The organism is Rhizobacter sp. P1_G5 (assembly GCF_056405435.1).
Genome location: NZ_JBFUCB010000135.1, coordinates 1 through 11,608 on the forward strand (window position 1 = coordinate 1; position 11,608 = coordinate 11,608).

Annotated in this window: 11 protein-coding genes; 2 read left to right on the plus strand and 9 right to left on the minus strand. The window is 69.9% G+C overall.

Annotated features, from left to right (window positions below):
* Positions 1 to 2: 2 nt before the first annotated feature.
* From AC1D12_RS12215 to AC1D12_RS12245, 7 genes are all read right to left on the minus strand, one after another.
* Positions 3 to 758 (minus strand): amino acid ABC transporter ATP-binding protein, encoded by a 756-nt coding sequence (locus AC1D12_RS12215; protein ID WP_465114518.1) that lies wholly within the window; start codon positions 756 to 758, stop codon positions 3 to 5.
* A complete protein-coding gene (locus tag AC1D12_RS12220; RefSeq protein WP_047511321.1) occupies positions 745 to 1,395 on the minus strand; it encodes an amino acid ABC transporter permease in 651 nt (216 codons plus the stop codon). Before AC1D12_RS12220 ends, AC1D12_RS12215 begins: the two co-directional genes overlap by 14 nt.
* A 4-nt stretch (positions 1,396 to 1,399) precedes the next feature.
* Positions 1,400 to 2,059 (minus strand): amino acid ABC transporter permease, encoded by a 660-nt coding sequence (locus AC1D12_RS12225; RefSeq protein WP_465114519.1) that lies wholly within the window; start codon positions 2,057 to 2,059, stop codon positions 1,400 to 1,402.
* 16 nt (positions 2,060 to 2,075) lie between these two features.
* A complete protein-coding gene (locus tag AC1D12_RS12230; protein WP_047511325.1) occupies positions 2,076 to 2,873 on the minus strand; it encodes a transporter substrate-binding domain-containing protein in 798 nt (265 codons plus the stop codon).
* A gap of 2 nt (positions 2,874 to 2,875) precedes the next feature.
* Entirely contained in the window at positions 2,876 to 3,637 is a 762-nt protein-coding gene (locus tag AC1D12_RS12235; protein ID WP_477840633.1) for a GntR family transcriptional regulator, read from the minus strand.
* 121 nt (positions 3,638 to 3,758) lie between these two features.
* Positions 3,759 to 4,286: a 3'-5' exonuclease gene (locus AC1D12_RS12240; protein WP_477840635.1), complete on the minus strand. Its 528-nt coding sequence runs from the start codon at positions 4,284 to 4,286 to the stop codon at positions 3,759 to 3,761.
* A gap of 63 nt (positions 4,287 to 4,349) precedes the next feature.
* Entirely contained in the window at positions 4,350 to 4,946 is a 597-nt protein-coding gene (locus AC1D12_RS12245; protein ID WP_477827671.1) for a hypothetical protein, read from the minus strand.
* Positions 4,947 to 5,173: 227 nt separating this feature from the next.
* Between AC1D12_RS12245 and AC1D12_RS12250 the strand changes: the two genes are divergently transcribed.
* A complete protein-coding gene (locus AC1D12_RS12250) occupies positions 5,174 to 6,757 on the plus strand; it encodes an alkaline phosphatase D family protein (RefSeq protein ID WP_477840637.1) in 1,584 nt (527 codons plus the stop codon).
* Between the two features lie 2 nt (positions 6,758 to 6,759).
* Here the strand turns inward: AC1D12_RS12250 and AC1D12_RS12255 are convergent, their stop codons facing one another.
* On the minus strand, positions 6,760 to 9,081 hold the full coding sequence (locus AC1D12_RS12255; RefSeq protein ID WP_477840639.1) for a PQQ-dependent sugar dehydrogenase: 2,322 nt from the start codon (positions 9,079 to 9,081) through the stop codon (positions 6,760 to 6,762).
* 174 nt (positions 9,082 to 9,255) lie between these two features.
* Positions 9,256 to 10,725, minus strand: a complete 1,470-nt coding sequence (locus tag AC1D12_RS12260; protein ID WP_477840641.1) for a PQQ-dependent sugar dehydrogenase — start codon at positions 10,723 to 10,725, stop codon at positions 9,256 to 9,258.
* 154 nt (positions 10,726 to 10,879) lie between these two features.
* On the opposite strand from AC1D12_RS12260, the gene AC1D12_RS12265 reads away from it, so the two are divergent.
* On the plus strand, positions 10,880 to 11,608 hold a 729-nt coding region (locus AC1D12_RS12265), incomplete at its 3' end, for an AMP-binding protein (protein WP_477840643.1).

Genomic DNA, 11,608 nt, shown 5'->3' on the forward strand with positions numbered 1-11,608 from the left:
GGTCAGTGCAGCGCCGACAGGAACTGCTTCAACTCCGCCGTCTGCGGCGCACCGAACACCTGCTCCGGCGGCCCCATCTCGTGGATGCGCCCGGCATGCATGAACACCACGCGGTCGGCCACCTTGCGTGCGAAGTTCATCTCGTGCGTGACCATCAGCAGCGTCATGCCCTCGTCGGCCAGCGTCTCGACCACGCGCAGCACCTCGCCGACCAGCTCGGGGTCGAGCGCCGACGTGATCTCGTCGCACAGCAGCACCGCCGGCTCCATCGCCAGCGCCCGCGCGATCGCGACGCGCTGCTGCTGCCCGCCCGACAGCTGCTCCGGCTGCGCATCGAACTTCTCGGCCAGCCCGACGCGTTCGAGCAGCTTGCGCGCCTGCGCGGTGCAATCGGGGTTCGCCTTCTTCTTGACCAGCGTCGGCGCCAGCATCACGTTGCGGCCCACGCTCAGGTGCGGGAACAGGTTGAAGCCCTGGAAGATCATCCCCACGCGCTGGCGCAGCGCGCGCATCGCCGCCGCATTGCCGTACAGCAGCGGCTGGCCGTCGACCGTCAGCGTGCCCTCCTGGAACTGCTCCAGCCCGTTCACGCAGCGCAGCAGCGTGCTCTTGCCCGAGCCGCTCTTGCCGATGATCGCGATCACCTCGCCACGCGTCACCGACAGGTCGATGCCCTTCAGCACCTCGTTCGTGCCGAAGCGCTTGCGCAGCCCGGTGATGCGGACGATGTCCGCCGCGGCGGTGTCAGGCGTGACCATGCAGTTTTCTCTCCAGTGAACGGGCCCACAGGGACACCGGGAAACACAGCGCGAAATACAGCAGCGCGACGCAGGCGAACACGGTGAACGGGCGGAAGGTCGCGTTGGCGATCGTCGAGCCGGTCTTGGTCAGCTCGGCGAAACCGATCACCGACGCGAGCGCCGTGCCCTTGATGATCTGCACCGCGAAGCCCACCGTCGGCGGCACCGCGACGCGCAGCGCCTGCGGGCCGATCACGTGGCGCAGCTGCTCGCCCAGGTTCATCGCGAGCGCGGTCGACGCCTCCCACTGGCCCTTGGGCACCGCGTTGACGCAGCCGCGCCAGATCTCGGTGAAGAACGCGCTGCTGTAGAGCGTCAGCGCGATGGCCGCGGCGGTCCAGTTCGACAGCGACAGCCCGAGCCCCGACAGCCCGAAGAACAGGAAGAACAGCTGCATCAGCAGCGGCGTGCCCTGGAACAGCTGCACGTAGCCGGCCACCAGGCGCTCGGCACCAGGCAGCTTGGCGAGCCGCGCCACCAGCAGCGCCAGGCCGACGATCGCGCCGCCGACGAAGGCGACCAGCGACAGCGCCACCGTCCAGCGCAGCGCGAGCAGCAGGTTGCGCAGGATCTCCCACAGCGTGAAGTCGACCATCGGGCTACTTTCCGAAGATGAAGCGCGGGCCGGCCCAGTTCAGCAGCCGGCGCAGCGCGATCGACAGCACCAGGTAGATCGCGGTGCCGATGATGAAGGCCTCGAACGCGCGGAAGTTGCGACCCTGGATCAGGTTCACCGCATGCGAGAGCTCGGCCGTCGCGATCTGCCCGCACACCGCCGAGCCCAGCATCACGATCACGATCTGGCTCACCATCGCCGGCCACACGCGCTTCAGCGCCGGCGGCAGTACGACGCGCGTGAACACCTGCATCTCGCTGAGCGCCAGGCTGCGTGCCGCCTCGATCTGGCCGCGCGGCGTGGTGGCGATGCCGGCACGCACGATCTCGGCCGCGTAGGCGCCGAGGTTGATCACCATCGCGAGCACCGAGGCGCCCTCCGGCGACAAGCGCACGCCCAGGCTCGGCAGCCCGAAGAACAGGAAGAACAGCTGCACGATGAACGGCGTGTTGCGGATCAGCTCCACGTACGCGCCGGCGATGAAGCGCAGCCACGCCGGGCCGTGCAGCCGCGCCCACGCGCAGGCCACGCCGAGCGCCAGGCCGAACACCGCCGACACGCCGGTGAGTGCGAGCGTGATGCCCGCGCCCTTGGCCATCAGCGGCCACTCGGCCAGCACGGCCGGGAAGTCGAGGCTGATCATCGCGAGCGTGGGTGGCTTACTGGGGCAGGTCGCCGGCGGGGCGGCCGAGCCACTTGACCGCCATCTTGTCGAGCTCGCCGGCCTTCTTCGCATCGGCGATGATCTCGTTGACCTTCGCGCGCAGCTTGTCCTCGCCCTTGGCGACGCCGATGAAGTTCGGCGAATCCTTCAGCAGCAGCTTGAACTCGGTGCCCAGCTGCGGGTTCTTCGCCATCATCGCGCCGGCCACCGAGGCGCCGGTGGCGATCAGCTGGGTCTGGCCCGACACGTAGGCCGAGACGGTCACGTTGTTGTCCTCGAAGCGCTTCACGTCCAGGCCCGAGGGCGCGATCTTGCCGAGTTCCTGGTCTTCCATCGCGCCGCGCGTCACGCCGATGCTCTTGCCGGCGAGGTCGGCCGGCGTCTTCACGGCCAGCGTCTTCGGGCCGAACACCGCCTGGAAGAACGGCGAGTAGGCGGCGGTGAAGTCGATCACCTTCTCGCGGTCGGGGTTCTTGCCGAGCGTCGAGATCACCAGGTCGGCCTTCTTCGTCTGCAGGTAGGGGATGCGGTTCGCGCTCGTCACCGGCACCAGCTCGACCTTCACGCCCAGCTTCGCGGCGATCAGCGTGGCCATGTCGACATCCAGCCCCTGCGGCTTCAGGTCGGTGCCGACGAAGCCGTACGGCGGATAGTCGGTCGGGATCGCGATCGTGATCAGCTTCTTCGCCAGCACGTCGTCGAGCGCGGTCTGCGCCTGCGCGACGGACGCCGCGAACAGCAGCGGGGCAGCGGCCAGCAGGCCGAGGGCTTTCAGGAAAGAGCGGTGGCTCATCGTCAGTACTCCGGGGTGGACGAGGAAGGGGAAGAAGACGCTGGGGGCCTTGTATGCAAGGGCTGTGCCTTGTTTTTGCCAGTCCCGACCGGCGACAGCGCGCTGCGCAGCGAGGCCAGCGGGTCGACGGCCAGGCTCGGGTCCAGGTGCGCGGCCACGCTGTCGATGTGGCGCAGCATCAAGGCGGCTGCCGCCGCGGCGTCGCCGCGTTCGAGCGCGGCGACGATCTCGGCGTGCTCGGCGCACGACTGCGCGGCTTCGTGCTTCGACTGGTACAGCACCGCGATCAGCGTGGTGCGGGCGGTCAGGTCGCGCAGGATGTCGGCCAGTGTGCCGTTGCCGGCGCACTCGGCCAGGCAGACATGGAAGTCACCGAGCAGGAAGCTGCGCTCGCCGGCATCGGCCGCTGCCACCGCGGCCTGCTCCTGCGCCACGTGCTCGCGCAGCCGCCGCAACGGAACGCCCGCCAGCGGCGCGTCCAGCGACTGCAGCAGCCCGGTCTCGATCAGGCGCCGCGCGGCGAAGGCCTCGCGGGCGTCCTCGGGCGAGGGCTGCACCACGAACCAGCCGCGCCGCGAGTTGACCTCGACCATGCCGCGTGCCGCCAGCCGCGCGAGCGCCTCCCGCACGATGGTGCGGCTGACGTTGAACAGGTCGGCGAGCTGCTGCTCGCCCAGGCGGGCGCCGGGTGCGAGCTTGCGGGCGAGGATCGCGTCGACGATGCGGTCGGCGATCTGGTGGGGCTTGGGGCGGAGGGCAGGCACCAGCAAGAGGCATGGATCGGTTGCATACAAGCCGGCTCACCAAAATGAGGCATTCCGGCACGTGGGTGGCACCGTGAGAGGGTGCCGCAGGCTTGTATGCAAGCACCGGGCCTGCGCCGGTTCAGGCGGTGCGCTCGCGGACGCGCAGCAGGGTCTTCTGCAGCAGGCGTGCATCGGCGCTCGCGCGGTGCCGTGTCAGCTGCAGCTCGTTGCTGACGGCCTGCCGGGTCTCGGACCAGTCGCGGGCCTGGGCTTCGGTCAGCAGCGCGCGCAGGTTGTCGAGCCGGAAGCTGGGCACGAGGCCCGCTTCTTCATACAGCGCGCCGAGCCAGGGGTAGTCGTGCGCCCAGCCATCGCTGTAGAGCGTCAGGCCGTGCAACTGGTCGTTCAGCCAGTGTGCGACCTCGGTCACCGGGCGGCCGTGCACCAGCAGCGTCTCGCGGTGGATGTGGTGCACCTGCTCGGCGGCCGAATCCCAATGGGTCCAGTGGCCGGCCGGCCGGATCAGGCTGCAGAACGCGCTGCCGTCGGGGAGTACGAAACCGACCTCGATCGGGTAGCTGTCGCGGCCGAAGCCCGACGCCTCGATGTCGAGGATGGGCGGCGTGGCGTCGAAGCGGGCGGTGACGAGGGGCTGCACGAGGGCCATGCGGCAGCTTAGGCAAACGGCGCGCCGGCCGGTCTGCGGAGAAGCCCGCGGTTCGGGTGCCTTTCAGCCTGGCGCGTGCCGCGAACCGGCGCAGTGCCGGCGGGTGGCCGGCGCGGGACCGCAGGCCGTTACGAACGCGGCCGACAGCATGAAGCCGATCATCAACAGGTGCAGCAGCAACCAGTTGATGATCAGGAAGGTCAGCAGCCCGCTCGCCGTCTGGACCGCAGCGCCCGGGACCACCGAGCCGTGCAGGATGCAGCCGATGGCGATCAGTGTCATCGCGCTGACCGTCACGGCCAGTCCGCGTGGGTATCGCCCGAACCGCTCGCCGCGCAGGGCCCAGGGCCGCAGCGTCTCGACCAGCCGCCCGCGCAGAACCATCCCGTGGAGCCCGGCCACCTGCAACGGCAGCAGCGCGTAGGTCAGGGCCCAGAACAGCAGCAGGGCCTCTTGGCTGTGCCCGGCAGGGCCGAGATCGCCGGGCAGCATCAGCACGATCGGCAGGGTGCCGATCCCGAGGAGGTGTGTCGCGATGCAGTTGAACGCGATGCCGAGCAGCAAGCCGACCGGGGCCGCCAGGGTGTGTGTTCGTTCCAGGTGGCATGTCGCCAGACGGGTTGCGGCGAGGGCCGGGGCCAGGAGGTGGGTGTGATTCATGGTGTCTCCCTGAGATTCGCGAGCCTGCGAATCGGCCGCCTGGGAAGCGTAGAAGATTGCTGGCGAATCGGCGCACGCCGGGCCATACAAGTTGTTCATGCCGCCTTCTCCGAAATGCATGGGCTGCACGATGTCTGCGTGATTGCTGCCCAGGGCGCAGGTTCACGAAGCTGCCACACGCTCCCCCCAGACTGCGCGCTTTTCAAGCATCACCGAGGATGGATCGAATGGACCGCCGGATCTTCTTGTCGAATGCCCTGCTGCTGGCTGGTGGGAGCGCGGTGCCGGGGCTGTCGCAGGCCCAGACGGCGCCTGCCGTGGTCACGCGCGACGCGATGCGCCCGCAGTTTCCGTCCGGGGTGCAGTCGGGCGATGCGCGGGCCGACAGCGCGATCGTCTGGACGCGCAGCGACCGGCCGGCCCGCATGTGGGTCGAGTGGTCGAGCACCGCGAGCTTCGCGAACCTGAACCGCGTGCGCGGACCCCACCTGCTGGAAGACTCCGACTTCACCGGCCGCCTCGACCTGACCGGCCTGCCGGCCGGCCAGGAGGTGTTCTACCGCGTCGTGCTGCAGGACCTGCACAACGAGCGCGTGCTGTCCGAGCCGATGGCCGGCCACCTGCGGTTGCCAGCCGCCTCGCACGGCAAGCCGCTGCGCGACGTGCGCTTCGCGTGGAGCGGCGACACGGCAGGCCAAGGCTTCGGCATCAACGAGGCCTGGGGCGGCATGAAGATCTACGAGCAGATCCGCCGCGTGAACCCCGACTTCTTCCTGCACAGCGGCGACACCATCTATGCCGACGGGCCGATCCAGGCGCAGCTGAAGCTGCCCGACGGCTCGACCTGGAACAACGTGGTGACCGAAGAGGTCAGCAAGGTCGCCGAGACGCTGAACGAATACCGCGGGCGCTACCGCTACAACCTGCTGGACGCGAACATCCGCCGCCTGTCGGCCGAGGTGCCGCAGATCTGGCAGTGGGACGACCACGAGGTCAGCAACAACTGGTCGGATTCGAAGGACGTGTCGGGCGACGCGCGCTACACCGAGAAGAACGTGCCGCTGCTGGTGGCGCGCGCGAGCCGCGCCTTCCTCGAGTACGCACCGCTGCGCCGCGGCCCTGATGCCGAGAGCGAGCGCGTGTACCGCCACCTGCCGCAGGGGCCGCTGCTCGACGTGTTCGTCGTCGACATGCGCAGCTATCGCGGCGCGAACAGCGCGAACCTGCAGGCCGACGAGACGCCGGACAGCGCCTTCATGGGCCGCCCGCAGATCGCGTGGCTGCTCGACGGGCTGAAGCGCTCGAAGGCGACCTGGAAGGTGATCGCCGCCGACATGCCGATCGGCGTGCAGGTGCCCGACGGCAAGGATGCGCAGGGCCGTGACAAGTGGGAGGCGATCGCCAACGGCGACGACGGCGTGCCGCTGGGCCGCGAGCTCGAGATCGCGCGGCTGCTGCGCGAGATCAAGCGGGCGAACATCAGGAACATCGTCTGGCTGACCGCCGACGTGCACTACACCGCGGCCAACTTCTATGACCCGCGCAAGGCGAAGTTCAGCGATTTCCTGCCGTTCTGGGAGTTCATCTCCGGCCCGCTGAACGCCGGCAGCTTCGGGCCGAACAAGCCCGATGCCACCTTCGGCGTGCAGGTGGTCTACGGGAAGGCGCCGCCGTCGCAGAACGTGGCGCCGAGCGAGGGCTACCAGTTCTTCGGGCAGGTCGACATCGACGCGAAGACCAAGGCGTTCACGGTGAACCTGAAGGACCTGGCGGGCAGCACCTTGTTCACCAAGACGCTGCCCGCCGCGTAGCGTCAGTTCGCCGAGATCTTCACGATGCCGCCGCGGCGCAGGATGTACAGCGCGCCGTCGGCACCCGTCAGCATGTCGACCGGGTCGCCATCGAGCTTCGCGAACGCATAGGCGGCGTTGCCGTTCGCGAGGTCGATGCGGCCCACCGTGTGCGCCACGTAGTCGGCGAAGAAATAGCTGCCGCGGTACATCGCCGGGAAGTTGCCGCCGGCCGGGTAGAACGTGCCGCCGGCGATGCACTGGCCGACGAAGAAGCCGCCAGGCCCGTTGCCTTCGGGATTGGTCGCGCTGTGCTTGTAGGTGAAYAGCGGGGCCGTCATGCCGGCGGCAATGCGCTCGTTGCCTTCGGAAGTCGGCCAGCCGTAGTTCGCGCCGGCCGTGCCGACGTTCACCTCTTCCCAGGTCACCTCACCCACATCGTTGATGTGGATGCGGCCGTCGGTCGGGCGCACCGCGAACGTGAACGGGTTGCGCAGGCCGTAGGCCCACACCGCGCCGAAGTCCGCGCCGTTGCTTGCCGCAAAGAACGGGTTGTCGGTCGGGATCGTGCCGTCGTCGTTCAGGCGCAGCAGCTTGCCCCACAGCTGGGTCTTGTCCTGCGCCGGCGTGCCGCGCGCGTTGTCGCCGACGCCCACGTACAGCTTGCCATCGTTGCCGAAGTGCATCGCGCCGCCGTTGTGGTTGGTCGCGGCCGACAGGGCCGGCAGGTTGAAGATCACGGTCGGATTGCCGGGGGCCGCGACATCGCCGGCGGCCGTGTAGCGCGTGATGCGGTTGTGCGTGCCGTTCTGCGTGGTCGTGTGGTAGACGTAGACCCAGCCGTTGGCCGCGAAATTCGGGTGCAGCGCAACGCCGATCAACCCGCGCTCGCCCTGCGAGTCGACATTCGCCAGCGAAACGAAAGGCTGCACCTGCAGCACGCCGTTCTTCACGACGCGCAGCGTGCCACCCTGCTCGGCGACGAACAGGCGGCCGTCCGCCGCCTGTGCGAACGCGGTCGCGCTGGTCAGGCCGTCGACCCACGACTCGTTCTTCGTGAAGCCGGCAGGCAGTGCCACGGTGCCGCCGAACTTGACGGTGACCGCGGTCCAGTCGGACTTGTTGCCGGCGGCGTCGCGGGCGCGCGCCCGGATCACATGCTGGCCGCTCGCATGGTTGGCCGTCACGACGCTCGCGCTGAACGGCGCCGTCGTGTCCTCGGTGCCGAGTGCCGCGCCGTCGAACTGGAACTCGACACCGGCGACGCCGACGTTGTCGGTCGCGGTGGTGGTGATGTTCAGCGTGCCGGTCAGGTTGGTCGCGAGGTTGACCGGCGCGGTGATCGCGATGGTCGGCGCCTGCGTGTCCGGGCCTTGCGGGGTCGTGACGGTCACGGTCACCGCGGTGCTGGTGGTCGCCGCACCGGTGTTGTCGGTGGCGCGTGCGGTCAGCGAATGGGCGCCTGCCGTGGCAGGCGTCCACGAGAAGGCGAACGGCGTCGCCGTGTCGGTGTTCAGCAGCGTGGCGCCGTCGAGGAACTCGACCTTCGCGACCGTGCCGTCCGGATCGGCCGCGGTGGCCGTCAGCGTCATCGCGGTGCCGACGACGCCGGTCGCGGCTGCCGCGAGCGTGACGGTCGGCGGCTGGTTGGTCGCCGGCCCCTGGTCGGTGAAGGTCGCGGTGTAGGTGGTGTCGGCCGCCGGCGTCGAGATCGTGTGCGTCGCGCTGCCGCCGTCGCTCCAGGTGGCGAAGGCGTAGTTGCGCCCGTTGAGCACCTGCGTGGCGGCGCCGATGTCGCGCTCGATGCCGACCACGCCGGTGAAGGTGTTGGGGCCGGTCACCGGCTGGCCGTCGATCGTCAGCGCCAGGCCGGCCGGCACGGTGGCGAGCGTGACCTGCGCCTTGCGCGGCTGCACGTCGCGCGTGACCTCGGTGGTGCGGCCGTTCGAATCGGTGGCCTTCAGGTGGAATCGGTACCAGATGTTCGACGAGGTCTCGCCGCGCACGGGAATGGTCACCGTGCCGCTCGCGCCGGCGGTTGCCAGCTGGAGCGGGTGGGTGTGGGTGTCGTGGTGCAGGTCGGCCCACCAGCTGAGCGAACTCGCGGGCAATGCACCGTCTTCCGGATCGGTGGCGCTGCCGGTGAAGGTCAGGGTGTCGCCGGCCGCGAAGGTCGCGCCTTCGGCGGGGCTGTCGATCTGCGCGATCGGCGGGTTGCCGACCGGCGGCGGGGGAGGCGCGGGGGTGTCGCCGCCGCTGCCGCCGCTGCACGCGACGAGCAGCAGGCTGGCGGCCAGGGCAGCCAGCCGGGCCGTGTTCAGCAGGGAAGAAGGACGTTCAGCCATGGGAATCCTCGGATCGCGTGTGCGTGCTTGCAATGGCGTGCTTGTGGCATGTCATCCTGCGCCGGCGTGTGTCACCGTCGCAAGGAATGTCGCGCATTGTGTCCTCCATTCGCCCGCGCTGCAGCGGTGGGGCGACCGATCGCAAATCGGTATCGGTCGCCCCCTTGCGCGCGCTCAGGTCGGCGCGATGCGCGCGATGTTGACGCGCGTCAGCACCAGCAGCGCCCCGTCGTTGGCGACCCGCAGGTCGACCGGTTCGCCGGCCGTCTTCGCGAACGCATAGGCGGCATTGCCGTTCGCGAGGTCGATGCGGCCGATCACGTGCGTGACGAAGTCGCCGAAGAAGTAGCTGCCGTGGAAGCGCGCCGGGAAGCTGCCGCCCGCCGGGTAGAACGCGCCGCCGGCAATGCACTGGCCGACGAAGAAGCCGCCCGGGCCGCTGCCCGGTGGGCTGGTCGCGCTGTGGCGGTAGCTGAACAGCGGCGCGGTCAGGCCGGCCGCCACGTTGTCGGGCCCTTCGGAGCCCGGCCAGCCGTAGCTCGCGCCGGCGACCCCGACGTCGATCTCCTCCCAGGCGTTCTCGCCGACGTCGTTGATGTGGATGCGGCCGTCGCCCGGGCGGACCGCGAAGGTGAACGGGTTGCGCAGCCCGGTTGCCCACACGGCGCGGGCGTTGCCGGTGTTGGTCGCGTAGAACGGGTTGTCGGCCGGGATCGAGCCGTCGTCGTTCAGGCGCAGCAGCTTGCCGAACAGGCTGTTGCGGTCCTGCGCCGGCGCGCCGCGTTTGTTGTCGCCGACGCCGACGTACAGCTTGCCGTCGGTGCCGAAGTGCATCGCGCCGCCGTTGTGGTTGGTCGCGGCGAGCGTCGGCATGCCGAACAGCGCGGTCGGCGGGCCGGCGGCCACGTCGCCGTTCGCGGTATAGCGGCTGATGCGGTTGTGCGTGCCGCCCTCGGTGGTGGTGTGGTGCACGTAGACCCAGCCGTTGCTCGCGAAGTCGGGGTGCAGCGCGACGCCGATCAGCCCGCGTTCGCCGCTCGCGTCGATGTTGGCGAGCGTCGCGAACGGCGTCGGCAGCAGCACGCCGTTCTTGATCACGCGCAAGCGCCCGCCCTGCTCGGCGACGAAGATGCGGCCGTCCGGCGCTTGTGCGAAGGCCGTCGCGTCGGTCAGGCCGCCGACCCAGGCATCGTTCTTCGTGAAGCCTTCGGGCACCTGCACGTCGTTGCCGAACTGCACGATGCRCGTGACCCAGGCGGAGCGGTTGTTCGAGGTGTCGCGGGCGCGGGCGCGGATCACGTGCTGCCCGGTGGCCAGGCGCGTCGTCGTGACGCTGGTCATGTACGGCGGGTTGGTGTCGTCGCTGCCCCACAGCGCGCCGTCGATCTGGAACTCCACGCCGGCGATGCCGACGTTGTCGCTCGCGGTGGCCGTGATGTCGATGCGGCCGGTCAGGTTGGCGGCCAGGTTGGCCGGCGTGTTGAGCACCAGGGTCGGCGGCTGCGTGTCGGCCGCGAGCGCATCGGGCACCTCGGGTCCGTCGGCCGGGGGGCTGTCGGCCGTCACGTCGCCTCCACCACATCCGCCGAGCAGCAGGCCGCTGCCCAGCACCATCGATCCGATCGCCGATCGCCAGTTCGCCATGTCAGTCTCCGTCAGTGCGGTGCACGCAGGGCAATCGGCGTGCCGCACTTCGTGGCGGGCGTGTCACGTCCGGGACAGGCCGGCCGCGGGTTCGCTCCGTAGGCCTTGCCGATGCGGCGCGGTATACCTTGCCGGTGTCCAGCGGAGTCCGACCGTGAACCTGTCACCCGAAGTTCCACCGCGCCCGCACCATGCGGTCTGGCCGCGCCGCCTGCCGCGCGCGCTGGCGATCCCGTCGACCACGCTGTGGTTCAACCTCGAGGTGGTCGCGCAGCGTTTTCCGGACAAGCCGGCCTACCTGTTCTTCGGCCGGGCGCTCGATTTCCGCACGCTGCGCGAGCAGGCGGAGCAGGTGGCCGGCTGGCTGCAGCAGGCCGGCGTGCAGGCCGGCGACCGCGTCGCGCTGTACCTGCAGAACTGCCCGCAGTACGTGGCCGCGTACTACGGCATCCTGCGCGCGAACGCCGTCGTCGTGCCGGTCAATCCAATGAACAAGGCCGAGGAGTTCGGCCACTACATCACCGACCCCGAGGCACGCGTGGCGATCTGCAGCGCCGACCTGACGGGCTTCGTCGCGCAGGCGAATGCCGCGCTGCCCGAGGCACGGCGACTGCGGGACGTGCTGGTGCTGCGGTACGCCGATGCGCTGCCCGAGGCGATCGACCCTGCCATTGCCCCGCCGCCGGCGATGGAGGCCTGGCTGCGCTCCGATCCGCCACTCCCGGAAGGAAGGTCGGAGCGCTACACCCGCTGGGCCGATGCGCTCGCGCAGCGCCACGTGCCCGGGCCGCACACCGCGCGGCCGGACGACCTGGCGCTGCTGCCCTACACCTCGGGCACCACCGGGCTGCCGAAGGGCTGCATGCACACGCACCGCACGCTG